This window comes from Sphingobacterium sp. GQ94 (genome assembly GCF_059758715.1).
This window is the reverse complement of record NZ_JCAXEC010000007.1, coordinates 68,691-95,238: the sequence shown is the minus strand read 5'-3', so window position 1 is coordinate 95,238 and position 26,548 is coordinate 68,691. Positions and strand designations below refer to the sequence as shown.

Genomic DNA, 26,548 nt, shown 5'->3' with positions numbered 1-26,548 from the left:
GATTGGGTTACAGTTTAAGTTTAAAGCCTAGCGCGAACGTTCTTGGAATCGGTAAAGAATAACCTTGATCATGACCTAAGTAGTTCACAAGTTCAGGATCACGACCTGAGTAATTGCTTATTGTAAACAGGTTATTTGCTGATAGATAAACATACAAGTCTCCATTTTTACCCAATTTATTGTTTAAAACACTTTTAAAGTTATATCCTACTGATGCTGTTCTTAACTTTACAAAAGAGCCGTTTTCTAGAAATAAGGTCTGATTGGATTGGTAAGGACTAACTGAACTCCAAGGATTATATAGAGGGTACATTGAATAATCACCTCTATTTTCCCAAAATGTAATTTCTTTTATGGAATTGATATTACTTGAGTTTTCATTCTCGATAAAATTGAAACGATTCGCCATCTCCTGGTTGATGATCTTTCGTCCTAAATTGAAATAAAAATTTAAATTCAGGTCTAAGTTTCTGTAAGTAAACATGTTGTTCCATGAACCACTCAATTTTGGAATAATATTCCCTTTAAGTATTTTATCCTCTTTATTTATCTGATGATCACCATTAGTATCTGACCAGATTGGATCTCCAGCCTTTAAAATAATTCCGTTATAGGTTAATTTTTTTCCATCAAAAGATGGCACCTCTTGATCAGTGTTGTACATACCTTGATTATCGTATACCCAGAAAGCATCAATTCTTTCACCGACCTTTAACAATCGGTTATCCACCTCAATCTGATCTAGTCCATCTGGGAGTGCCAATAACTTATTTGTATTTAAACCCAATGCAATTCCAGAGTTCCAACCTAATTTTGCCCCCTTTAAAATGTCGCCACTGATGTTAAGATCAAGACCCATATTTCTAACATCCATACCACTTGCGTATTGATATTTATAGCCATAATCTTTTTTTCCAGGTAACTTGATTAATTGATCTTTAGTGTCTCTTAAGTAAAAGTCTAAACCAATCTGAATATTTCTCTGTTTAAAACCGAGATCAAACCCTACATTAGCCATATCTGAATAGCTCCAGGGAATATCATATCCCACCCAACCTACATCATATGGTCTAACTAGTGCCGCAAACCCATTGTATCCAGGAACGATTGCATTCCCAGTGTACCCGATTTGCGCTGTATAACTCGGACCTTGAGAGTAATTGTCAAAGGTATTGTATATGCCAATTCTGCCTAGACTTGCTCGTATATTGAACAGACTAACGCTCGAATTATCTTTTATGAAGTCGTTTTTAGCATTCCATCCCAATGATAGTACCGGAGAAAAGAACCACCTTGATGTTGGCTGCGCATTCGAGGAGCCGTCGTATCTAAGGGTAACTGCAGCTGTGTAGCTTTCATCATATGTATAAGACGCCTTACCATAAATATTTATCATATTATGTTTTGTACGATCAAGGAATTTATAGACTAATTGACGAGGGAAAGCTGTTGGATTTAAGTAATTAGAATTTCTTGGATCTGATTCTAATAAATTTAATTTAATGAAATCATTTACTCCTTTGTATGCATAGGCATAGTTGTATTTGTATACATCCCATATAAAACTATTTCCAGCTTCTAGATAAAGATAATTTGGACCGCTCTGGAAATCATATGTTAGTTGATGATCTACATTAATACGCTGGTTATAACCATAATAATTTGAAGCAAAATTGCTGTTTTCGAGGATTGTGCTTGGATAAAACAAATCGCGATATCCTTCGTTATAATCTACTGCAAATTTGGTTCTGTATTTAAGCTTTCCAATTTCAAAATGAAAGCGGAAAAACCCTTCTAGAATGTTGCTAAAGTTATTGTCAAAACTTTTGTCGAACTCTTTAAGATATAAATCATAAACATCTTTGTTAGGGGCTAAAGGTGCTCCCAAATCTGGAAAATAACCCATCATTGCAAAACGATTTTGTAGATTCCGATTTCTATCCCTTCCAACTCTGCTTGCATTAAATAAGGTTTCGAAATTTAACCACTTAAATGGACGTAGATTCAGAAAAAATCTTGCATTATATTTATCAAATTGAGTATCATCAGCGATTCCTGTAGTTCGTACATTGCCTAGTGAAAACTGAAAAGTAGATCTACTCCCGCCACCTGCAACATTGGCATTTATACCATGATTTAGTCCATTCTGATAATAACTATCACTCCAATTTGATGGTCCATAATAATTATTATTTAATGAATCACTCAAGTAAGTTGGGTATACATCATCATCATTGAATTTTCCATTGGTTGTATACAAATCGTAAAATTGACGACGAAACGCACTCTCATAAGCTCCATTAATGGTTGTTACGCCTGGTCGTTGAGATATTCCGATATAGCTGTTAATGGAAATTCGTTTATCGCCATCACCCGCTATTTTTTTCGAGGTGATTTCGATCACTCCATTCGCACCTAATGGACCATATGTTGAAGTTGCTGATAAATCTTTGAGCACTCGTATACTTTCAATATTATCAAACTCAAAGTTTGCTAAAAGATTGTTTTCAGTTCCAATTCTCTCGATATCAAAGTTTTGAATATCAAAAGCGAAGGGATGTTCACCAATCAACGGGATACCATCTAAAACGATTAAGGGTTGAGTACTATAGATATCTCTTGTTGATAAAATTGGTTTGCTTATTCCCCTGACAAACATCTGTAGGTTAGTTCCAGGTTCACCTGTTGATTCAGAGACATAAACTCCTGCCAATTCGCCTTTGATATGCTGCTGAAGACTGTTCCCTGTAATCAATGACGCGTTTTTCATTGATTTTAAATAATCATATTTTGGAACTTCTAATTCGTACAAAGCCTTTAGTTCAGAAACTGGGTCAATTTTAATTGAATCCCCTTTTTCTTGCGGAATAGTGTCTTGTAAGGGTGCGTTGGATTGATTTTGCTTAAATCCATAGGAACTACCTGAAGAAATGAGCAACAGAATCAATAACGACTTAAACTTCCATATTACACTCATAGTAATAGTGCGTTTTAAGTGATAAATAAATAATTTATAAGTAAACGATAAATGGGCTGCCTATAATGCTATAGGACATATTTTAAGTTTATTTAGGCAAATAAGTTTATTTAAAATTTATAACGATTTAGAAATTCTCTTATAAATCTATCAACCATACTTTTTCATCATTGATAATAAAACGTTTTAGCATCTAATTTTCAAAAACATTAAATTAAAAAATGAAATTCAGTAAGAATAAAATAACCCGGTTCCCTTTTCTTATGTTAGGACTGTATAAAATGTTTTGTGGTATTGGTTCATAATGGTTTCTGTTTAATGATTTGTTTATATTGGTTTACGAATTTATAAATAAAAATCGTTTTAGCAAATTTTTTTTAAAAAAAATAATCATTAATACAGCTTTTCTGCTTATGAAAGGTTTAAAGCAGAAAAGTGTAACGGGTAGTAGATGGAATACAAAAACCTATTTTTTCAACTGCCAGGATAAAATTCGAGTAATTTTATTCCCCTGAGTCATTTTTGTAACTTGAATATTGCTGATTTTATGATATTCTAAAATTGCTTTTAAGGGTTTGAGCGTGTCTTTATTCGAAACCAACGAACTACAAATTCCTATTTGATCCTTAAATTTAAAGCTTTCGTAGATTAATTGAGTAATGAATTTTTGTTCACCCCCTGGATACCATAATTCATTGGAGAGCCCTTGAAAATTAGCGTATATGTTTTCAACCTCTTTATGGAGTTTTTGATTTTTTTTCTGTACAGTACCAAAATAATCATCCCTGGATTTGTAAAAGGGGGGATTGCACATTATGGCATCAAAAAAGTCCCCATTTTGGATAATATTAGTTAAGGTATTTCTGGAATCATCTTGTTCACGAATTTCAATAGCTTTATACAGCTCAGGATTTTTCGTTAATAATGATTTAGCATGTATGGTGGAAGGTTTATGTATTTCAGATCCAACAAATTTCCATCCGTATTCCTTGTTACCTAAAATAGGATAAATAAGGCTAGAACCTGTACCAACATCTAATATTTTAACCTTTTTATGATTTTTATTGGTAATTAAATCAGCCAAATGGTGAATATAATTTAATCTTCCAGGTATAGAAGGGCATAAGCTTCCTTCTAATATCTCCCAACCTTTGATTGAGTAACTACTTTCTAATAATGCTTTATTCAATAAAAATACACTTTCGGGATTCTTGAAGTCTATGGTTTTTCGACCATCAGGAAGTACTTGAACGTGTTTCTTTAGTACATGAACGTGCTTGATGAGTTTTGAGAAGTCGTAATCCTGGTTAAATTTATTAGCAGGATGTAGATTTTTTGATGTTTTTTCCATTATAATTATAGAGGGCAAAGATATCTATTAATTAGCAGAATGCTTGAAACTAATATTTTATTAAAGAAATATAATTAAAATACCGATCAATAACTAAAAAATTGGATGGGATGGGATATACTGGTCCGGAAGCTACAATGATTCTAGATTACCTATCTTTAAAATAAAAATCCTACTCAAATATTAAGTAGGATTTTTACTTTAAAATACTCAACTTATTTATTTCTATTTTCAATCCATTTACGAGCATTTACAAATGCTTCTATCCAAGGAGTTACCTCATCTTGTTTTCCTTTTGGATAGTGGGCCCAATGCCATTGAAAAACTGAGCGTTCAATATGTGGCATAGTTACTAAATGGCGACCTGATTTATCGGTCATCATTGCTGTATTATAATCTGCACCATTTGGGCTATGAGGATAATCTGCATATGCATATTTAGCCACGATCTGATACTTATCTTCTGAATAGGGAAGGTTAAATCTACCTTCACCATTAGAGGTCCATACACCTAAAGTCGCTCCAGCTAAACTTGAAAGCATAATAGAATTGTTTTCTTGAATGGTAACAGATACAAAGTTGGATTCATGTTTTTGAGAAATATTATGAACGAGTTTGCCATGTATTTCATGATCAGGATTAATTAACTCCAATTCCATAAATAACTGGCATCCGTTACATATGCCAACAGAAAGAGTGTCTGAACGAGAATAAAACTTTTCTAAAGTTGTTCTCGCTTTTTCATTGTAAAGGAAAGCACCAGCCCAGCCTTTGGCTGATCCTAATACATCTGAATTTGAAAATCCACCAACTGCCCCAATAAATTGAATATCATCTAAAGTTTCTCGACCTGAGATTAAATCAGTCATATGGACATCTTTAACATCAAATCCTGCCAAAAACATAGCGTTTGCCATTTCTCGTTCAGAGTTAGACCCCTTTTCACGAATAATTGCTGCCTTTGGACGTGGGCTTTGAGGATCATGTACAGGTCTTTTCCCGGTGAAGTGTTGAGGGAAGGTATAAACCAATGGTTGATTTTTGTAATTTTCGAATCGTGCTAATGCGGTACCATTTTTAGATTGTTTTTGATCCAGCAAGAATGAGGTCTTAAACCAAGTATCTCTGGTTTCAATGACATTGAAAACAAATGAGTCTTCATTATTTCTAATAGTTACATCTTTTCCATCGTTTACTGTGCCAATTTTTATTGCTTGGATTCCATCAGTTTCCATTGCTTTCTCAAAGACATTATCGTCTTTCGCTTGTAAAACTAGGGCTATGTTTTCATTAAATAGGGCTTTTACGCTGTCTTTCTCATTGATCCCTGTAAGGTCAAAATTTGCCGCTAAATCAACATCGGCAAAGCACATTTCCAATAGAGTTGTAATTAATCCGCCGGAGCCTATATCATGTCCTGCCACAATCTGCTCTTTTTGTATTAGTTTCTGAATACTGTTGAATGCTTTTTTAAAGAAACTTGCATCTTTAATGGTCGGTACCTCAGAACCTATTTTGTTATTAATTTGGGCGAATGAAGAACCTCCTAATTTGAAACTGTCTTGTGAAAGATTAATATAGTAGATAGAACCGGAGTGCTTTTGAAGAACCGGCTCAATTACCCTGTTAATGTTCGTACAATTCCCTGCGGCAGATATGATAACTGTTCCAGGGGCCATGACATGCGTACCGTCTGGGTATTTTTGTTTCATGGATAAGGAATCTTTTCCAGTAGGGATATTAATGCCTAATTCAATCGCAAAATCGGAACAACCCTTTACTGCTTGATATAGTCTAGCATCTTCACCTGGGTTATTACATGCCCACATCCAATTTGCAGATAATGAAACACCTTGCAAACCATTTTTAATTGGTGCAAAAACGATATTCGATAGAGCCTCTCCAATTGCATTCCTGGAGCCAGCAACTGGATCAACTAATGCTGTTATTGGAGAGTGGCCAACAGTGGTAGCGATGCCTTGGTCTGACTTATAGTCTAAAGCCATCACACCAACGTTATTCAAAGGTAATTGTAGAGGACCTACAGATTGTTGTTTTGCTACTCTGCCACCAACACATCGATCAACTTTATTCGTTAACCAATCTTTACATGCAACTGCTTCTAGTTGCAAAACTTGGTTTAAGTATTTTGGTATGTCTTTTACAACATAAGATAGATCCGCGTATTTGCGTTCTATCTTTTTGTCATTCATGATTGTTTTGGGCGAAGAGCCGAAGAAATCCTCCAAGGCATAATCCATTGGTTTTTCTCCATTTTTTTTCGATTTGAAAGTAAATCTATGATCCTCAGTAACCTCTCCAACGGTATACATTGGTGCACGTTCGCGGTCAGAAACTATTTTCAATTGCTCAAGATCGTCCTCAGAAATAATCAAACCCATACGTTCTTGAGATTCATTCCCAATAATCTCTTTAGCAGATAAGGTCGGGTCTCCAACCGGAAGTTTGTCAAGATCTATCAAACCACCAGTTTCTTCTACTAGTTCTGATAGACAGTTTAAATGGCCTCCTGCACCATGATCATGAATAGAGACAATTGGATTATTGTCAGATTCAACAAATGCACGAATGGCATTTGCAGCACGTTTTTGCATTTCTGGATTGGACCGTTGAATTGCATTTAATTCAATACCTGAACCGAATGCTCCTGTATCTGCAGAAGAAACTGCTGCTCCTCCCATTCCAATGCGATAGTTTTCACCACCCAAAACAACAATTTTATCTCCCTTTTGAGGTTTATTTTTTTTAGCCTGTTCTAGTTTACCGTAACCAATACCTCCGGCTTGCATGATGACCTTATCATATCCCAATTTTTGTCCATTTTCCTCGTGTTCAAAAGTCAAAACTGAACCAGTGATTAAAGGTTGGCCAAATTTGTTTCCGAAATCAGAGGCGCCATTGGAAGCTTTAATCAAAATATCCATCGGAGTTTGATATAACCATTGCCTTTCCTGCATCGCCCTTTCCCAAGGTCGATCGGCCAATAAACGTGAATATGCTGTCATATAGACTGCGGTCCCTGCCAATGGAAGCGAACCCTGTCCTCCAGCTAATCGGTCACGGATTTCTCCCCCAGATCCAGTAGCTGCACCAGAAAATGGTTCAACAGTAGTTGGAAAGTTATGTGTTTCAGCTTTAACAGAGATGACAGAGTCAAACTCCTTTTCCTCATAAAAATCAGGTTTATTGGAAGATTTTGGTGCAAATTGAGTAACCCTAGGTCCTTTGACAAATGCAACGTTATCCTTATATGCTGAAACAATGTCATTTGGATTAGTTTCAGAGGTCTTTTTGATCAATTTAAACAATGAGGTCGGTTGTTCCTCACCGTCAATAATGAATGTGCCATTAAAAATTTTATGACGACAATGCTCAGAATTAGCCTGTGAAAAAGCAAATACCTCTGAGTCCGTTAATTTTCTGTTGATCTTTTCCGCCAGATTATTTAAATAATCAACTTCTTCATTGCTCAAGGAAAGGCCTTCCGTCTTGTTGTATTCAGCTATATTTTCGATCTCCAAAATTGGTTCTGGATCGATGTAAATTTTAAATAACTCTTGAGTCAGAGCACTGAATTTTTGGGAAATCATTGCATCGAAATCGATGAATTCGCTCGATACAGGTTGAAATTCTTCAATCCGAACTATATCCTGAATCCCCATGTTTTGAGTAATCTCTACTGCATTCGTACTCCAAGGAGTCACCATAGCAGCACGAGGACCTACATAGTATTCGTTCAGTGTCAGGTCGTTGAGTTTTTTTGAATTTCCAAAAAGCCAGTTTAATTTAGAGATATCCTCATTGGATAAATCTTTTGGGGTTTGAACAGCATAAACAGTGTTCGATTGGTTCACGAAGAAATGAATCATTATGAAAGTGAATTTTGAACGTCCTTCAATTAAAGCACAAAGTTACGTAATATTTTCTCAAATTATGAGCAAGGAGTATCTATCTTTTCATGCATTTCAAAAGAAATTGTAGCGGTTCATCTAAGGTGTTGACTAAATGGGATTTTTAGATTCAAAATAGTACATTTGTAAAATGGCTATAAGGCGAATTAATAAGGTTCAGCGGCGTAAATTATCAATTTTTATACGCTGTATAATCATTTCATTTTTAGCTTGGACATTGTTTGCAATTTCCAGTGATTATATCTTTACAAAGCGGGCTAATATAACATATGTTAATTTACCCGAAAATAAAGCATTTCATCCGTTACAATCAGATACGGTTTCTGTGCGTATTAAAATGTCTGGATGGAAGGTCTTTATGGAACGGTTAAACCCTGACACCGCAAGTATTAAAGTTGATTTGAGCGGTTTAAAAACACGTAATTTTATTGTTTTCGGTAGTCAAATTGGATTTATTAATCGACAATTTCCGTCCGACAAACAAGTTGCTTCAGTATCTCCAGATACACTTTATTTTGATTTCTCAAAACAAACTCAGCGAAAGATTCCTGTTAAGGCAATTCAAAATCTTACCTTTCAAAAACAATACGGTATAATAGGGGCGACTCGAACTAATCCAGAGTATGTGACTATAACAGGTCCCTTAGAAGATGTGGCTAGTTTGGAATATTTGGAAACGGATACAATTAAAGGAGCTGATGTTAATGCGGATGTTCGTACGGTTGCCTATTTAAACAGGCACCAGAGGACAAACATCACAATCTATCCAACGTTTGCAGAAGTAATGATTCCAGTAGGGGAGATTACTGAAAAAATAATTGAGTTACCGATAAAGGTCGAAAACAGAAAAGGATTCACCTCCGTTCGCGTGCTACCAGGTAAGGTGAAATTAACAGTATCATTGGCGGTAAAAGATTATAATAAGTATTCGTCCCGTGATTTTGAAGCAATTGTTGATTTTGATGCATGGAAAGAACATAAGGTGAGTAGTTTGCCCGTGATAATAACCAAGATACCGGAATATTGCCAAGTTATAAGTATTCAACCCCAAAATGTAGATTTTTTTGTAAGACGATAACATGAGATTAAAAATTGGAGTAACAGGTGGGATCGGTGTAGGCAAAAGCATGGTTACCCGAGTCTTTAAATTATTGAATATCCCAACATATGATGCGGATAAAGAAGCAAAAAACATTATGGTTGAAAGTGAACTTGTTCGCGGCTCACTCATAGAGGCATTCGGACAGCAAGTCTATCTTGAAGATGGCTCCTTGAATAAGGTCTGGTTATCTAAACAGGTTTTCTCAGACCAGAAGAAACTTACAATACTTAATTCAATTGTTCATCCGGTAGTCATTCAGCACGGTTTGGAATGGGAAGCTACTCAAAATTCATTATACACCATTAAAGAAGCCGCATTATTATTTGAAGCTGGATCATATTTATCTTTAGACTATACAATCCTGGTAACCTCTCCACTAGATATTCGAATAGCGAGAGTTATGCATCGCGATCAAGTTTCCCCAGAGGAGGTCAAGAATAGGATGTCAAAGCAAATGCCTGAGGAGAAAAAAATGGAAAAAGCTGATTTTATAATTTATAACGATAATGATCACAGTTTAATTGAACAAGTCATGTTTTTGCATACCAAATTTACAGGACTACATAAAAGCTAATGCATATCTTAGAAGATTTTTTGATAAAGCAAGACAAAGGATATTATTGCTCTTACGGTGATTTTTACATTGATCCATTATATCCAGTCACTCGAGCGGTTGTATCTCATGCACATGGCGATCATGCAAGCGCGGGTCATGATTATATTTATTGCACCAAGCCAACAGCTGCTTTTATGCAATCCCGCTATCCAAAACAATCGATTTCTAGTTTTCAAACCCCTGAGTATAGCGCTCAGTTCAAGATTAATGGGATTGAGATCTATTTTTTTCCAGCAGGTCATATTTTGGGAAGTGCACAAATTTTGATGATCTATAAAGGAGTTCGTTATTTGTATACGGGGGATTATAAATTACAAGATGACCCTACATGCGAACCTATCGAGATCATAGAGGCTGATGTATTGATTACCGAAACTACGTTTGCAAATCCACAAATTTCTCACCCAGATCCTGTCGCAGAAATTCTTAAATTGAAAATTGCAGGCAATATTATGTTGGGATGTTATTCCTTAGGTAAAGCGCAAAGAATCACTGCAATGCTAAATCACTATTGTCCAGAAAAAGAGGTATTGGTTCATCATAATATATTACCATTCCATAAAATCTATGACAGTTTTAATAAAAGATCGTTAAAGTATTCATTGTACAATAGAAAATCAATGAAAACAGGTGATGAAAATAAAATATACCTTGTACCACCTCTTACATTCAATAGTTATAGAAGAGCAAAGAATGTATTGCGGGTTTTTGCCTCAGGTTGGCAGCGATTGCAGGCTCAAAATGATATCAGCCTTTATATATCAGACCATGTTGATTGGAAGGATATTATCTATTTTATTTCCGTTGTTAAACCAAAGGTAATTTGGACGCTTCATGGAGATGGACGTCAACTTCATAGCTACTTTAATGAAAAAATTATCATTCGGGATATATTATCACAAACTATTTCTTCAAATTATTGTTAAATCTAAATAAGATACGATTTTTTAAAAGGAAAATTTATGAATAAATTTTTTAGAGCTTTAATTGCAGGCTGGGGTGCAAAAAAGATGGGACTTGGTTGTTTTGGTACCATCGTGGTTTTTATTATTATCTATTATTTATTGGGATATTTATAGAATTAAGATGGACAATAATTCTATAAATAGTAAAAAAGCTTCGTTTAATGAAAACGAAGCTTTTTTGTGGTGCCAGCTGGATTCGAACCAGCGACACAAGGATTTTCAGTCCTTTGCTCTACCGACTGAGCTATGGCACCTTCAAGTTTTTATTTGAAATCTGTTACTTGTCAGATTTTGTGGTGCCAGCTGGATTCGAACCAGCGACACAAGGATTTTCAGTCCTTTGCTCTACCGACTGAGCTATGGCACCTTAGTTGCATTTTCTTTACTGATCTTGCGTTGCAAATGTACCGTCTTTTTTCGTAATCTGAAACTTTTGTCCTAAAAAAAAAGGTGCATTTACTCAAAAGCTTGATTTTGATTGAGATAAAATTACTTCAAATAAACAATATGAATGAGTAATTAACGGTATCTTTGCATTTTAATAATATGTTATGAGTAAAAAAGGAAGAGTTTTGGTAGCAATGAGTGGTGGTGTTGATAGTTCTGTCGCTGCTGTTATGTTACACGAACAAGGTTATGAGGTCATCGGGATTACGATGAAAACATGGGATTATGCAAGTTCCGGAGGCTCTTCAAAAGAAACTGGATGTTGTAGTTTGGATAGTATTAATGACGCAAGAACCCTTGCCGTGAATTATGGATTTCCACATTACATCTTAGATATTCGTGATGAATTTGGAGATTTTGTGATTGATAATTTTGTCGATGAATATATTGCCGGAAGAACCCCAAATCCTTGTGTCTTATGTAATACGTATATTAAATGGGAAGCCCTCATGAAACGAGCAGATAAATTAGATTGTGAATTTATTGCTACCGGACATTATGCTAATATTAGGCAACATGATAATAGCCGTTATGTTATTTCCAAAGGAAAAGATGAGAACAAAGATCAATCGTATGTATTATGGGGCGTTTCACAAGAAAATCTTGCTAGAACCCAATTTCCCTTAGGCAGTTTTACCAAAAAGGAAATTAGACAAATGGCGATGGATATGGGACAAAAAGAGTTAGCTAACAAGTCTGAAAGTTACGAGATATGTTTTGTTCCAGACAATGATTATAGATCGTTTTTAAGACATAAAAGACCATTATTGGATCAAGAGATAGGTCCGGGTAATTTTTTACTTTCTGATGGTACCGTGGTGGGTAAGCATATTGGATATCCTTATTTTACAATCGGACAACGTAAGGGTTTAGGTATTGCATTAGGTAAACCAATGTTTGTTATTCAAATACTGCCTGAAAGTAATTCAGTGGTATTAGGAGAGGAGCATGAATTAGAAAAAACGCAGGCTTTTGTCCGCAATATTAATTTAGTGAAATATGCCTCTCTAGAGGAGCCAATGGAAGCGGTCACTAAAATCCGTTATAAAGATGCTGGCGCTATTTCTACCTTAACTCAATTTGGTGATACGATGAGAGTTGATTTTACCCATGCGGTTAAAGGGATAGCACCCGGACAATCCGCTGTCTTTTATGAGGGCGATGATTTGCTTGGTGGCGGTTTTTTAATGAAGGAATAGTGAAAGACTGATTTTCTAAAAAAGGATTCGTATTTAACAATATATAGGTAAATTAAAAAGGCGATGTTGTGTATCAACATCGCCTTTTTATTACGGTATATGAATTATGATATTCTTGCTACCTCTTGTGCCAAGTCAATAATTTTGTTTGAATAACCCCACTCATTATCATACCAAGAGATCACCTTAACGAAATTATCATTTAATGAAATACCTGCTTTAGCATCGAATATTGAGGTTCTAGAATCACCTAAGAAATCAGTTGAAACCACATCATCTTCTGTGTATCCTAAAATTCCCTTTAATTCTCCTTCAGAAGCTTCTTTCATTGCTTTTTTTACATCCTCGTAAGAAGCAGCTTTCTCTAAACGTACAGTTAAATCCACTACAGAGACGTCAGCCGTAGGTACACGCAGTGACATTCCTGTTAGTTTTCCTTTTAATTCTGGCAATACAAGTCCTACCGCTTTTGCTGCACCTGTTGATGAAGGGATAATGTTTTGGTAAGCACCACGTCCACCTCTCCAGTCCTTAACTGAAGGTCCGTCAACAGTTTTTTGAGTTGCAGTAACAGCATGTACTGTTGTCATTAATCCCTCTAAAATGCCGAATTTGTCGTTCAGAACCTTAGCAATCGGAGCTAAACAATTCGTTGTACATGATGCATTTGATACGATGTTGTATTCTGCTTTTAAATCTTTATGGTTAACACCCATTACGAAGGTAGGAGTGTCGTCCTTCGCAGGAGCTGACATAATAACTTTTTTAGCACCAGCATCAATATGTTTCTGAGCTAACTCTTGAGTTAAGAAGAAGCCAGTAGATTCAATAATAACCTCAGCACCTACTTCATCCCATTTTAAGTTTGCCGGATCTTTTTCAGCAGTAATACGGATCGTTTTACCATTAACAATTAAATGTCCATCTTTAACTTCAACCGTACCATCAAATTGACCATGCGTTGAATCGTATTTCAACATGTATGCTAAATAGTCAGGTTCAACTAAATCGTTAATACCTACTACTTCAATATCGCTGCGTTTTACAGCAGCTCTGAATGCTAAGCGGCCGATACGGCCAAATCCGTTAATTCCAATTTTCATTTTAACTAATTTTTATTTAAATAATATTTTAATAGGTTCTGTACAGGTTCTCGAATAATCGTTCCTACAACTAAATGGTGACTTTTAGCAGTTTCCCGCAACCAATCGGAGTAATTATTAGCAACCGAGCCTGTGAAGTGAAGGATAGCATCAGGATAGGTCTCAGAAAGTGGAATCAAATATGTTTTGACATATATTTCTAAGCCTTTTCTAATGATTCCTTCCATATAAGGGTCGTCTTTATTTTCTAAGATAAAATCAGCAAACGAAGTTAAGAAGATATTTGGGTTTGGAGTATTGTAGATTTTATCTAAAATGATTTTCCTATCTATCGAATGTTTGTTAAGTAGCTTTTCTCTAAAACCTTGAGGCATTGCCTCTGTTAAAAAATCCTTTAGTATTTCTCTAGCTTGCCAATTAGTTGATCCTTCGTCTGCTAAGATGTAGCCTAATCCAAAATTATTTTCAATTATCTTCCTTCCATTGTAATAAGCCGCATTTGAGCCACTGCCTATTATCCCAATAATTCCTTTTTCATTTCCAAAGGTTGAAATTGCAGAAGCCAATACATCATGGCTTACCTTAACTTTTGTGTTTTTAAAAAACTGAGTAAAGACTTTTTCTATTTTTTCTTGTCTTTCTTTGGAAGATGCTCCTGCTCCAAAAAAATAAATTTTACGTATTCGTTCAGCGTTATTGATCAGCTGAGTATTTTTATTTAGAAGTTGATAAATAAATCGTTCATCCTGGATATATGGATTAATGCCCATTGTACGAAAACCGTGAAGAATTCTTCCCTTTTCAGCTAATCGCCAATCCGCATATCTTGAACCACTATACACAACTGCTATCATAAAATTATATATTCATTACCTCGGAAATTGTTACTAATTCTTCGTCGAGTTTAAATTCTTTGCTGCGTAGGGCTTCTTCTAAACTTGTCGAGATAATTCTACTGCCACGTATGCCAACGGTAGCGCTTTTATTTCCTTTTATTAGTTCGTTAACTGCAAAATATCCCATCCGAGTAGCTAAGACCCTATCAAAGCTACTGGGTGATCCTCCGCGTTGTAAATGCCCTAATATACTAACTTTTGTGTCATAAAAATCAAATTTTTCTTTCACACGTTTAGCAACATTATATGCGCCACCATTTTTATCTCCCTCGGCAATTATGACAATCATTGATGTTTTATTCCTATCCTTAGCAACTTCCAATAGATCTATTAATTCTTCAATTGCTGTTTCTTTTTCTGGGAGCATAATTGCTTCAGCGCCACCAGCTACCCCGGCATTCAAGGCGATGCATCCTGAATCTCTACCCATTACCTCAACAAAGAATAATCGGTTATGAGAGGCAGCAGTATCTTTAATTTTGTCTATTGCATCAATTACAGTATTATTCGCTGTATCAAATCCTAGCGTATAATCTGAGCCATATAAATCATTATCAATAGTTCCTGGGATGCACATTACCGGAACGTTAAATTCTTGAGAAAAAATTTCGGCACCAGTAAATGTACCATCCCCTCCAATAGCGACTAGAGCATCAATTCCTGCGTGACGAATATTTTCATATGCTTTTCTTCGTCCCTCAGAAGTTCTGAATTCTGGACAGCGAGCAGATTTTAAGATGGTTCCCCCTTTTTGAATAATTGAACTTACTGATCGACTTACCATTTCAGTAAAATCTCCTTCAATCATCCCTTCATACCCTCTATATATTCCAGTTACTTTAATCTTATTGTAAATGGCTGTACGAACTACCGCCCGAATTGCGGCATTCATTCCTGGAGCATCTCCTCCTGATGTATAAACGCCAATCCTTCGTAAATTGTTCATGTAGGTTTTCCTTTTTTTGAAGTACGAATATAATGTGTATTTCTTACACTATTAAATTTTTTTGGTAATTTGTTTGTGTATTTGTTATAATTGTTCAGATTTACACAAATCATATTGATCAATTTTAAAGAAATTTAGGTTTTGCAGACTCATTTTACTATCGACTGCGTCATTTTTAGTTTTGAAGATGGCGAATTAAAAGTTTTATTGGCAGAAAGGAATGAATATCCATATAAGGATTGGTGGGCTCTTCCTGGCTATTTTGTAAATAAATATGAAGAAATGGAAGATGCAGTTGCTAGAATTCTGTTAGAGATGACTGGTCTTAAAGATATATACATGGACCAATTGGCTGCATTTGCCGGGGTAAAGCGGCATCCTGAGGGAAGGATTTTAACAGTAGCGTTTATGGCATTAGTTCAAATTGATGACGTTCGGAATAAAATTTCATCCGGCACTAGCTATATGCGTCAACTAAAATGGTTTTCCGTTGCAGATTTACCTGATTTAGCCTTTGATCATCGGGAGATTCTTAATCTAAGTTTACAAAAATTAAAAAAGACTGTTACATACTCCACAACACCTTACGAATTATTACCAACTAAATTTACCCTTACCCAATTACAACAGGTTTACGAAGCTTTGTTGAATAAAAAATTGGATAAAAGAAATTTTAGGAAAAAAATTAATAACCTCGGCTATCTAAAAGAGCTTAATGAGTTTCAAAAAGGCGTTTCTTACCGAGCGGCTAAACTCTACTCATTTGATTCAAAAAAATTCCATAAACAATTCAACCAAGAATAAAATAACCATTTCTACTATTTCTTTTAAGTAAAATAAAAGTTAAATATCATATTTTTGACATAACTATGATATTATCTATTTTCTATTTTTTACTTTTGAACAATTTATAGAAAAAGTCAAAAATTAAAAAGGTAAAAATGGAGAATCGTAAGGATCAAATTATAGAAGCGGCGCTAAAACGTTTCTCACATTTTGGCTTTCACAAGACCACAATGAATGAGATCGCTGATGATCTGAGAATTACAAAAGCGAATCTTTATTATTATTACACCGATAAGTCAAATTTGATTATAGATGTGATTAATAAAATCGCTAAAGACGTACATGATAGCGAGGATGAAATCATTTCAAAATATTCCGGAAACCTTTTGCAAACTATCTTTGAACTTTTAGAACTAAGGGCTGCTAGTATGAGGAAATATTATGTTCTTCATATAAATGAGAATTTGGATTGGATTAAAGGAATCGAGATTTCTGGATTAATGGAATGTTTCTATCAAAGAGATATCCAAAGTAAAATATCACTTTTTAAGAAAGCAAAAGAATATGGTGAATTAAAAATGGAAAATATTCAAGAGGATGCCCAAACTTATGCTGAGGTAATCAAGGGTTTAAGTGTATTTCATGCCGTGACAGATATGATTACTGGAATTCCTGATGATGATAATGTAAGTAAGATCCTTAATAGCCAAAAAAAGGCAACAAAATTAATATTCGAAAGTAAAATTATTAGTAACAAATAGAAAATGAAGAAATCAAAAATAATAGCTTTGATTACAACTGGATTATTTTCTGGTTCATTACTGCAAGCGCAAGAACCCATCACTTTGCAACAAGCGGTCACATATGCCTTAGAAAATAAAGCAGAGGCCAAAAAATCCAAATTGGATTTGGAGAATTCTGAATATTTAATTGATGAGGTAAGGGCAGGAGCTTTGCCTCAAATTAATGGTTCGGGTCAATTAACTTATAATCCATTGATTCAAAAAAATGCGATTACAATGACAACCGAGACTGGTGAATCAAGTACAATGATAATGCAATTTGGTCAACCATGGCAAGCAACTGCAAACTTGCAATTGAATCAACAAATTTTTAATCAATCCTTGTTTACTGGATTGAAGGCAGCAAAAACAACAAGGGAGTTTTACAAGATTAATTCTCAATTGACCGATGAGCAGTTGATTGAAAAGGTTGCTAATGCTTATTATGAAGTATATCAATCTGATCTTCAACTTCAAACCTTGGAGAATAATTTGCAAAATACAACCAAAACAAGAGATGTTTTACAAGGTTTGGTAGATGCAGGTTTAATGAAGAAAATTGATCTTGATCGTACATCAGTTGCTATAAATAATTTACAAGCTCAAAAACAGCAACTCATTAATGCGCAAGAATTACGTGAGAATGCCTTGAAGTTTGCAATCGGTATGAAAATTACAGAGGATATTGTCTTACCCAAAGAAACCTTTGACATCAATCCTTCGATAGCGTTAGACGAATTTAATTTGGAAAACCGAACTGAGGTAAAATTGATGGAAAAGCAAATTGAATTATTAGAACTGAATAAAAAATCGATGGTATCAGCATACTATCCTTCATTGGCCTTTACAGGAAATATTGGATACACGGGCTTTGGCGAGCAGATACCTATTTTTAACAGCAACTCTAATAAGTCAGTATTTTCCTCGATAGGTTTAAATTTAAGTATTCCTATTTTTAATGGGGGCTCCACGAAAGCAAAAATCAATCAGGCAAATGTTGAAATAAAAAGAGCTAAAGTGGATTTAGAGGACTCAAAACTCGGATTGAATTTAGCAAGTGAAAACGCTAAGGCACAAATTAAAAACAGTTTGTTGACCATTGATGCGAATCGCAGAAACGTAGATATGGCTAAAGAGGTTCTTGATGATACGCAAAATAACTATAGAAATGGATTAGCAACATTGACTGATCTATTGGATGCAGAAAATGCATATGCAGATTCTCAGAATAACTTGAATACTTCGTTGTTGAATTATAAAGTAGCAGAAGTTCAATTGATCAAAGCAAAAGGAAATTTAAAATCATTGGTAAACGAATAATTAATACAAATACATGAAACGGACTATTATTACTCTTCTCTTAATTGTCTCTGCTGGGGCCGGGATTTATTATATACTTCAAAATAATAAAGCTAAGAACGCAGCTGAGACAGCAGTGGTAGCTGAAACAAATTCCGCTGTTACAGTTCGAATTGATACTGCTACTATGAGTGAAATGAACTTAGCATACCAAGTAAATGGAACATTTATGCCAAAACAAGAAGTAACAGTTGCTGCTGAAACCGGTGGACGAGTTGTTCGCGTTTTGGTGGATGAAGGATCTCGAGTTTCTGCTGGACAAACTTTGGCTGTAGTCGAAGGCGATAAATTAAATGTCAACGTAGCAAATGCTCAAGCTTCGTATGATAATGCACTTGCTAATCTTCAAAGATTTGAAAATGCCCTTTCTACAGGTGGAGTTACACAACAACAGGTTGATCAGATGAAATTACAATTTGAGAATGCAAAAAATAATTTGAAGAGTTCAAAATTAACAGCGGGTGATGTAACCATTAAAACATCGGTATCCGGAATTGTTAACTCTCGAATGATTGAACCAGGAGCTTATGTAAGTGCGGGAACGGCAGCATTTGATATCGTAAATGTAAGTACGTTAAAATTACGTGTGAATGTTGACGAAAAAAATGTTGCGACGTTAAAAGTTGGACAACGTGTAAATGTGACTGCAAGTGTATATTCCGATAAAGAATTTGTTGGAAGAATTACATTTATCGCTCCAAAGTCAGATGGAAGTTTGAATTTTCCTGTTGAAATTGAAATTTCAAATAATACTGATAACGCTTTGCGCGCTGGTATGTATGGCACGGCAACCTTTGGTGCAGAGAAATCATCTAATGTTTTAGTTGTCCCAAGAACAGCTTTCATTGGTGCAATTAGCGATAATAAAATCTTTGTTTTGAAAAATGGTAAAGCAATTGAAACAAAAGTTGTTTCAGGAAGAAGCTTTGGCGAAAATATCGAAATCATAAGCGGTCTTACTGCTGGTGACCTCGTTATTGTTTCAGGTCAGATTAACCTGTTGGATCAGTCAGCTGTAGAAGTAATTAAATAATTTATGTTAAGAAGGAATCTAAAAAATGAAGATTACTGAAATATCCATAAAACGTCCCAGTCTAATTATCGTATTGTTTATAATATTGACATTAGGTGGGATATTTTCATATTCCCAATTGGGATATGAATTGATACCTAAGTTTGATATAAACGTTATTACTATCCAAACTGTGTATCCCGGTGCTTCGCCTACTGAGGTTGAAAGTACAGTTACTAAAAAGATTGAAGATGCGGTTTCTTCACTTGAGAGCATAAAGAAAGTTGAATCAACATCGTTGGAAAATATCTCCATCGTAATGATTACATTAAATGATAATGCGGATGTCAATTTTTTACTAACCGACGCTCAGCGAAAAATTAATGCTATTCTTAATGATCTTCCCGATGATGTGGAAGCCCCCTCATTAAATAAATTTTCGCTTGATGACATTGCTATCATGAGTCTCGCTGTTACCTCTAATTTATCTGAAAAAGAATTATTCGATCTTTTGGATAATAAAATTCAACCGATATTTGCCCGAATCAACGGGGTTGCAAAGGTTGACATGATAGGGGGAGAAGAGCGTGAGATTCAAGTTAGTGTTATTCCTGAAAAATTGGAGGGCTATGGGCTAACCATACCCCAAGTTCAGCAAACTATAGCCCAATCAAATCTAGACTTTCCAACGGGGAACGTCAGTACGCGTGAAAATAGAACGACAATTCGATTGGCGGGTAAAGTTACTGACGTGAACGAGTTAAGAAATTTACCAATAACTACTCCGGCAGGAATTACTATTTTTCTTCGTGATGTTGCAGATGTACAAGATGGAATTAAGGAAATTGAAAAAATTGCTCGACTAGATCAAAAAAATACAATCTTATTGCAAGTTTTTAAACAATCCGATGCAAATGCTGTTGAGGTTTCTTCTTTGGTAAAAGAAACGATAGAATCAGTCGAAAAGGATTATGCTGATAACAATATAAAAGTATTGTTGGCAAATGATTCAACAGATTATACGTTAAATGCAGCAGACAATGTAATTCATGATTTATTGATCGCGATTGCTTTGGTGGGTTTCATTATGTTATTCTTCTTGCATAGTTTGCGAAATGCAGCCATTACAATGATTGCTATCCCTCTATCGTTAATTGCGACTTTTATTGGTCTACTATTAATGGGGTATACCTTAAACTTGATGTCTTTGTTAGGTTTGTCCTTAGTTGTTGGTATACTTGTGGATGATGCGATTGTTGTAATTGAGAATATCCATCGCCACATGGAAATGGGTAAAAATAAAGTTCGCGCTGCTTTTGATGGAGCGAAGGAAATAGGATTTACGGTTTCGGCAATTACCTTGGTTATTGTGGTTGTATTCTTACCAATTGCAATGTCAACGGGATTGGTTGCAAATATCTTAACTCAATTCTGTGTTACCGTAATTATTTCAACTTTACTATCCCTACTTGTGTCATTTACTGTTGTTCCGTGGTTATATTCGCGATTTGGTAAATTGGAACATATCAAGCCATCGTCTTTTGTCGGCATAATTGTAAATGGATTTGAATCGGGTTTGACTAAATTTACGCACTCGATTACGGGCATACTTGAATGGTGTTTAAAAAATCGGAAAACCAAGTTAGCAACACTTTTTATTGCATTTACCTTATTCGTTGGATCGTTCTTTTTAATAGGGCTGGGTTTCATCGGAACTGACTTTTTTCCTGCATCCGACAAGGGAGAGTTTATGATTCAATTGGAGTTAGAAAAGGACGCATCGTTGGAAAAAACAAATTTCCTTACACAAAAGGCGGAAGCGGTTCTAAAATCAAAACCTGATATTGAACGAATCATTACTACGGTAGGTCAATCCTCAGATGGGGTTATGTCAACGGCAGGATCACGATATAAATCGGAAATCCATGTCATTATGAAGGACACGTATACGGAGAGTTCTAAAGTTTATTCAGCCCGATTGAAACGTGAATTGGAATCCAAATTGATTGGCGCAAAAGTTCAATCGGTAAACATGGGCTTAATGGGCGCCGAACAAGCCGCCTTAAAATTAACCATCATTGGATCTGATATTAACGATGCCAGGGAATTTGCTGATAAAGCTGCAGAATTATTACGTGAGGTTCCCGGATCTACTGGTGTTAAATTGTCCTCTGAGGACGGGAATCCAGAAATAAATGTTCAAGTTGATAGAGAAAAAATGACTTCCCTAGGTTTAAACGTTGCAACAGTTGGTTTGACCATGCAAACTGCTTTTTCAGGAAACACGGACAACAAATTTAGAGGCGGTGATAATGAATATGATATCAATATCCGTTTTAATGAATCTGCACGTGCCCGTATAGGTGATGTAAGTGGGCTTAAGTTTGTGAACAATCAAGGTGCAACAATTTCATTAGACCAGTTTGCATCGATTAGTTATGGTTCAGGACCAACACTGCTAGAACGTCGAGATAAATCTCCCTCTGTTTCTGTTACAGGTTCTGTTGTTGGTCGTCCCACTGGAACGGTTGCGGCGGATTGGGAAGCTAAATTTTCTAAGCTCGAGCGCAAACCAGGAGTGGTATATGTTTGGGGTGGTAATATGGAAAATCAATCCGAAGGATTTGGTACCTTGGGAATTGCCCTTTTGGCTTCAATTATTTTAGTTTATTTAGTAATGGTCGCTTTATATGATAGTTTTGCGACACCATTCATTGTGTTGTTTTCGATTCCTTTATCATTTATTGGTGCATTGCTATTATTGGCATTAACAAATCAAACACTAAATATTTTTACAATCTTAGGTATCATCATGTTGATTGGTTTGGTCGCCAAAAATGCTATTTTACTAGTTGACTTTGCAAATCATCGTAAAGAACATGGTGATAACACGCATGATGCTTTAGTTGCTGCAAACCATGCTCGTCTTCGTCCTATTCTAATGACAACGATTGCCATGGTTTTTGGTATGATTCCGATTGCTTTGGCAACTGGTGATGGTGCTGATAGTAATAGAGGACTTGCAATTGTTATTATTGGAGGATTACTTTCTTCCCTATTACTGACATTAGTAGTTGTCCCAGTGGTTTATTCAATTTTTGATAGCATAGGCAGGTTCTTTGGTAAAAAACAGAAAACTGATTATGCCACATTAATAGATGCTGATTATGTTAAAAATGAAGCGTATGTTGATGAAATGGATGTAAAACATTAACATTAAATATACATTCTTAAAAAGATAAGGTCTGAATTTTTCAGACCTTATCTTTTTAAGAATGTTATTCTACTGGAATTAAACGCATCAAATTTTGTAAAATTTCTTTACCTTATTTTCAAGGTCTGCAATAATCGCACCTGCGAAATCCTTCTTTTCCAGTTCTATAATATGGGATAAGGCGCCTGGGCTAAAGACATTAATTTCCATGATCTTATCGCCAACAATATCCAGTCCGACCAAATACATGTTGTCATTTTTTATTTTTTTGGAGACTTGTTTTACTAAGTCTAAAATTTCTTTCGTTATTTTAACACTTTGGGCGTGTGCTCCCTGATGAATATTGCTCCGTATTTCATTTTTCAATTGAACTCTTTTTACAGCAGCATATTTACCTTCGACCTTTAAGGGTTTACCATCGACTAGAAAGAAACGGATATCACCTTTACTTGCTTCTGGCAAATATTCTTGAGCAATTACATAACCATCTCTAGCAATAGCTTCGACCGTTTGTTTTAAATTTGGCTTTTCCTTAAAATTCATTAAAAAGACATTCTTTCCTCCTGAACCTTTTAGGGGTTTTAAAATTATGCAGTCCTTCTGTTCATCCATAAAATTTAGGACATCTTCATGATTTCTAGTGACTAATGTTTTGGGACGAATTGATTTCGGGAAATTTTCCAGATATAATTTGTTGTTTGCTTGAATCAAGTTGTCTGGATCATTGATTACTAATCTGCCATTTCTTTTAAGCAGTTGAGCAAAATGAATCCCCGTAGCAGCAGCCCATGGTCTATTAATCATATCCAAAGTTGGATCAAATCGTAACCAAAGAACATCCACTTGCGACATATCTTCTAAACTTTTTGGTTGTTTCTTAAGTTTCTCAATGAGTTCAGTTGTCTCCCGTATACCGTCTTCTGGGTTTACTAATCTAGAATGTGCATGTATTTCGTATTCGTCTTTATAGACAAAGTCTGCTAGTCCAATATATAATACGCTATGACCACTTTGTAGTGCCTTAAGCGCTAGAATAGTTGTGGTAAAGTGAGCTTCTTCTTTATGAGTTTGATTTATAAGAAATGCTATTTTCATATAATGAGTCAATGAGTTTATTATTGAATTAATTTAAATATGGAACCTTTATTCTTTGCTTCCAACCATTTTTCACTGTATTGTGGGAATAAATATCTGGGATTTATTGCCGGGGGAATAAGGATTTCTTTTTGTAGCAAATCCTTGACAATGGGTAAATAATCTTTTCTAATTTTTCCCATCATAAGTAAATGTACATTATGACCTTCTTTAAGGTACGTCAATAATTCCATTATCCCCTTTAGGTATAACGCATCTTTGGTTAATCCGCCTCCTCTGTAAACACGCATCACAATTTGAAAAGATATCTCGGGAGAAAAATTATATTGATCCACCAATAAGCCAAAAGTATCCCGAAAGGAACTCCCGAGCAACATGTGGTGTACTACAACGACCCTAGCAGCAATACTCCTTAACCTTTCATTATCCAGGCCATCCACAATAAATTCTGCTAATACAGCTAATCCTTCTTGAAGTTCTTCATATCCAGGAACTCCTAAACTAAAAAGGTTTAAAGGTTGCATTCTTCCATTAAAATAGGTGACTACATGCGTGCCTATTTCGTGTTGTATTAGAGCTTTTGCTCTACTTTTTGTTACCTTATATTCTTTAGAGATGTTCAGTGCTCCTCGGTTTACCATAACTCCAGAAATATCTTCTCTGACCCGAATTGGACAACTGAAATTAGGATTCTGTTTTTGAAGAAACCTTATTTCCTCTTTAGCAAGTTTCGCAAATTCTTCCGCTGTAATATTTTCTTCTGATTTTTTAAAACTTGTATTGGAATCAGTCATCATTAATATGGCTAAAGCCGTATTGTATAATTTTTCGGATACATTCCCAAAAACCTGCAAACTTCCATGTACGAAATCTTCTTTTCCTCTATCGGCAATCATGGTTATCATTGAATCTAATTCCGAACGCTTATCACGAAATATGAAAGCCATTGTTGGATCATAGATGTCTTCAATCCTTAAGTTATATAATCTCCTTTTTACAAGGTCCGGATCAATATGCAACGGGCGGTAAAGGAATTTTGGGGTTTTCCAAAATTTATCTTTTTTAAATTGAATCCAGGCTTGATGTGTATTTAATGGTGTTACCATTAAAAGAAAATCAAATTTTTTACTTTCCTGAGACAACGCATTGTCAATATCGATCATTAATGGAGTAAGTTCCTGATGAAAAATAATATGTTGCGCAGCAGCATTCAAATATGTATATACACGCAGGAACTCGAAAAATAGCCTGGAAAGTGACTTTGCAAGTGTTTCCCGGTATACACGGATTAAAATGGGCAGTACATTTTCTTTGTTATCGATGTAATTTTGTTTAATGGAAATTCCAAGTAATAAAATTTGTTGATTCTGTAGTTCTTTTTTTGTAAATAGAGCAGGAACTTCTGGGGCCCTTGGTATAATTAAGTCCTTTGATAAATCCACTTGTATATCTGGAGCTTCCATTTTAATATTTCGTTCAAGATATTCTGCCAATGGCAGTAAATCCTTCTGAGCCACATGAATTTTAATGTCCTTTTGTTGATCGTCTTGGGAAATCCAGGCTTCCACTAACAAACATGCTCCAAACTCTTTTGCTAATTTTTGGGCGATAGGAAGAATCCATTCATCCAATGGAAAATCTGTTGATTTACAAATAATGCTCGCATTTTCTGTTTTAGCTAAATCTGCAAGCATTTTATCCCTCTTATCTAATTTTGGGTAACGGTATATGAATATATAAGGAACTATTTTGTTGAATATAAACTTTCCCACATTAGGTATTTGATGATGGACTGGAATCCGTTTACCAATTGCATCTAGGATACCTATTAACGGTTTATTTTTTTCGTTCATGGATATAATAATTTTTCAAATGACCTAAGGTTCTTATTAATAATTGTTTACATGATGTTATCATTTGTAGATCAGGACATCCAGTCCATTCATCCATAAAATCCTTTCTGAATTCGAACGATATAACGCAACCGCTACTCCCATACAGTTGATTGATTCTTTGTGAAAGATATCCCCCCTTAAACTTGATGTTTTCTCGTATATCTATTTGATTATCATATAAAGTATCATTTTCGATAAACTGTAATAACATGTTAACAAGAGAATTCCATCGGGTATTGACATACGCAGTACCTAAATTAATTTGCGGATCAGTGTTCATGTTTATGAGTTGATTTGACGACTCTCTTCTGCAGTTATAGCTATGAATGTCAAACGCAAAAAAATATCCAAATTTATCAATAGTTTCTTTCACCAATTCTTCAATTTGATTATATATTAGATTGAATTCGGAATATAAAAGTTCAATTAACTCTTTTGGTAATGAAGGGTCCCAAACATCCAAGCCCCAAGCCTGTTCCTTTTTAAGATAAATAGCATCAGAAATTTTGCGATTTAAATCCAATTGAAATCTTGAGCTGGCAACGATAAACTGGTTAATAGGCAATTCCGCCATTAATGCAGTAAATGGATCTTCTTCTTTTAATCGATCTTCATCATTTATCTTTAAGAAGGGTTCTAAACTTGGATCTATCTGATGCCCATCATGAATAGCGAATGCCCAGAACGGACTCTCGGCTTTTTTAATATGGTATTTTGTTAATTGTAGCATAAATTTCTGTGTACTTATTAAAAAACAATAAATCAATCTAAAAGTTTGATTTATTTAATACCAGTTTGAACGCTAAACTCATTTATACCTTTTTAAAAAATTACGGTTTTGTATATACTTTTTAAATGTAATCCTACGTTA

At 35.1% G+C, this 26,548-nt stretch carries 18 protein-coding genes and 2 tRNA genes; 9 read left to right on the top strand and 11 right to left on the bottom strand.

What is annotated here, in order from left to right; all coding sequences use genetic code 11:
* Window positions 1-7 precede the first annotated feature (7 nt).
* The 3 genes from AC6CHH_RS08620 to purL form a co-directional block, all read right to left on the bottom strand.
* Window positions 8-2,977: a SusC/RagA family TonB-linked outer membrane protein gene (locus AC6CHH_RS08620; protein ID WP_498281825.1), complete on the bottom strand. Its 2,970-nt coding sequence runs from the start codon at window positions 2,975-2,977 to the stop codon at window positions 8-10.
* 466 nt (window positions 2,978-3,443) lie between these two features.
* On the bottom strand, window positions 3,444-4,328 hold the full coding sequence (rlmF, locus tag AC6CHH_RS08615) for a 23S rRNA (adenine(1618)-N(6))-methyltransferase RlmF (protein ID WP_498281823.1): 885 nt from the start codon (window positions 4,326-4,328) through the stop codon (window positions 3,444-3,446).
* 215 nt (window positions 4,329-4,543) lie between these two features.
* Window positions 4,544-8,218: a phosphoribosylformylglycinamidine synthase gene (purL, locus tag AC6CHH_RS08610; RefSeq protein WP_498281821.1), complete on the bottom strand. Its 3,675-nt coding sequence runs from the start codon at window positions 8,216-8,218 to the stop codon at window positions 4,544-4,546.
* Between the two features lie 172 nt (window positions 8,219-8,390).
* Here purL and AC6CHH_RS08605 point away from each other — a divergent pair, with 172 nt between their 5' ends.
* Genes AC6CHH_RS08605 through AC6CHH_RS08595 form a run of 3 tightly spaced genes read left to right on the top strand, consistent with a single transcriptional unit; the run spans window position 8,391 to window position 10,904 of the window.
* Window positions 8,391-9,338, top strand: a complete 948-nt coding sequence (locus AC6CHH_RS08605; protein WP_498281819.1) for a CdaR family protein — start codon at window positions 8,391-8,393, stop codon at window positions 9,336-9,338.
* A gap of 1 nt (window position 9,339) precedes the next feature.
* The gene (coaE, locus tag AC6CHH_RS08600; RefSeq protein ID WP_498281817.1) at window positions 9,340-9,936 is read left to right on the top strand and encodes a dephospho-CoA kinase; all 597 of its coding nucleotides are present in this window, start codon (window positions 9,340-9,342) and stop codon (window positions 9,934-9,936) included.
* Entirely contained in the window at window positions 9,936-10,904 is a 969-nt protein-coding gene (locus tag AC6CHH_RS08595) for an exonuclease (protein WP_498281815.1), read from the top strand. Before coaE ends, AC6CHH_RS08595 begins: the two co-directional genes overlap by 1 nt.
* 220 nt (window positions 10,905-11,124) lie before the next feature.
* On the opposite strand, the gene AC6CHH_RS08590 is transcribed toward AC6CHH_RS08595, so the two are convergent.
* A tRNA-Phe gene (locus AC6CHH_RS08590) sits at window positions 11,125-11,197 on the bottom strand.
* Between the two features lie 40 nt (window positions 11,198-11,237).
* Window positions 11,238-11,310: transfer RNA gene (locus AC6CHH_RS08585), tRNA-Phe, on the bottom strand.
* Between the two features lie 184 nt (window positions 11,311-11,494).
* Between AC6CHH_RS08585 and mnmA the strand changes: the two genes are divergently transcribed.
* Window positions 11,495-12,589 (top strand): tRNA 2-thiouridine(34) synthase MnmA, encoded by a 1,095-nt coding sequence (mnmA, locus tag AC6CHH_RS08580; protein ID WP_498281813.1) that lies wholly within the window; start codon window positions 11,495-11,497, stop codon window positions 12,587-12,589.
* Between the two features lie 104 nt (window positions 12,590-12,693).
* Here mnmA and gap read toward each other — a convergent pair whose 3' ends face one another.
* The 3 genes from gap to pfkA are packed head-to-tail and all read right to left on the bottom strand — an operon-like array spanning window position 12,694 to window position 15,534.
* Window positions 12,694-13,692 (bottom strand): type I glyceraldehyde-3-phosphate dehydrogenase, encoded by a 999-nt coding sequence (gene gap / locus AC6CHH_RS08575; protein ID WP_498281811.1) that lies wholly within the window; start codon window positions 13,690-13,692, stop codon window positions 12,694-12,696.
* A 5-nt stretch (window positions 13,693-13,697) separates the two neighbouring features.
* A complete protein-coding gene (locus AC6CHH_RS08570; RefSeq protein WP_498281809.1) occupies window positions 13,698-14,546 on the bottom strand; it encodes a hypothetical protein in 849 nt (282 codons plus the stop codon).
* A 4-nt stretch (window positions 14,547-14,550) separates the two neighbouring features.
* Window positions 14,551-15,534, bottom strand: coding sequence for a 6-phosphofructokinase (gene pfkA, locus AC6CHH_RS08565; protein ID WP_498281807.1), 984 nt, complete (start codon window positions 15,532-15,534; stop codon window positions 14,551-14,553).
* A gap of 141 nt (window positions 15,535-15,675) precedes the next feature.
* Between pfkA and AC6CHH_RS08560 the strand changes: the two genes are divergently transcribed.
* The 5 genes from AC6CHH_RS08560 (at window position 15,676) to AC6CHH_RS08540 (ending at window position 22,687) form a co-directional block, all read left to right on the top strand.
* A complete protein-coding gene (locus AC6CHH_RS08560) occupies window positions 15,676-16,338 on the top strand; it encodes an NUDIX hydrolase (protein ID WP_498281805.1) in 663 nt (220 codons plus the stop codon).
* Window positions 16,339-16,475: 137 nt separating this feature from the next.
* A complete protein-coding gene (locus AC6CHH_RS08555) occupies window positions 16,476-17,081 on the top strand; it encodes a TetR/AcrR family transcriptional regulator (RefSeq protein WP_498281803.1) in 606 nt (201 codons plus the stop codon).
* A 3-nt stretch (window positions 17,082-17,084) separates the two neighbouring features.
* Window positions 17,085-18,422: a TolC family protein gene (locus tag AC6CHH_RS08550; protein ID WP_498281801.1), complete on the top strand. Its 1,338-nt coding sequence runs from the start codon at window positions 17,085-17,087 to the stop codon at window positions 18,420-18,422.
* A gap of 13 nt (window positions 18,423-18,435) precedes the next feature.
* On the top strand, window positions 18,436-19,494 hold the full coding sequence (locus tag AC6CHH_RS08545) for an efflux RND transporter periplasmic adaptor subunit (RefSeq protein WP_498281799.1): 1,059 nt from the start codon (window positions 18,436-18,438) through the stop codon (window positions 19,492-19,494).
* 25 nt (window positions 19,495-19,519) lie between these two features.
* A complete protein-coding gene (locus tag AC6CHH_RS08540; protein WP_498281797.1) occupies window positions 19,520-22,687 on the top strand; it encodes an efflux RND transporter permease subunit in 3,168 nt (1,055 codons plus the stop codon).
* 87 nt (window positions 22,688-22,774) lie between these two features.
* On the opposite strand, the gene AC6CHH_RS08535 is transcribed toward AC6CHH_RS08540, so the two are convergent.
* Genes AC6CHH_RS08535 through AC6CHH_RS08525 form a run of 3 tightly spaced genes read right to left on the bottom strand, consistent with a single transcriptional unit; the run spans window position 22,775 to window position 26,407 of the window.
* On the bottom strand, window positions 22,775-23,782 hold the full coding sequence (locus tag AC6CHH_RS08535; RefSeq protein ID WP_498281795.1) for an ATP-grasp domain-containing protein: 1,008 nt from the start codon (window positions 23,780-23,782) through the stop codon (window positions 22,775-22,777).
* A 20-nt stretch (window positions 23,783-23,802) separates the two neighbouring features.
* Entirely contained in the window at window positions 23,803-25,635 is a 1,833-nt protein-coding gene (locus AC6CHH_RS08530; RefSeq protein ID WP_498281793.1) for a peptidase MATCAP family protein, read from the bottom strand.
* On the bottom strand, window positions 25,619-26,407 hold the full coding sequence (locus AC6CHH_RS08525; protein ID WP_498281791.1) for an N-formylglutamate amidohydrolase: 789 nt from the start codon (window positions 26,405-26,407) through the stop codon (window positions 25,619-25,621). Before AC6CHH_RS08525 ends, AC6CHH_RS08530 begins: the two co-directional genes overlap by 17 nt.
* Window positions 26,408-26,548 lie beyond the last annotated feature (141 nt).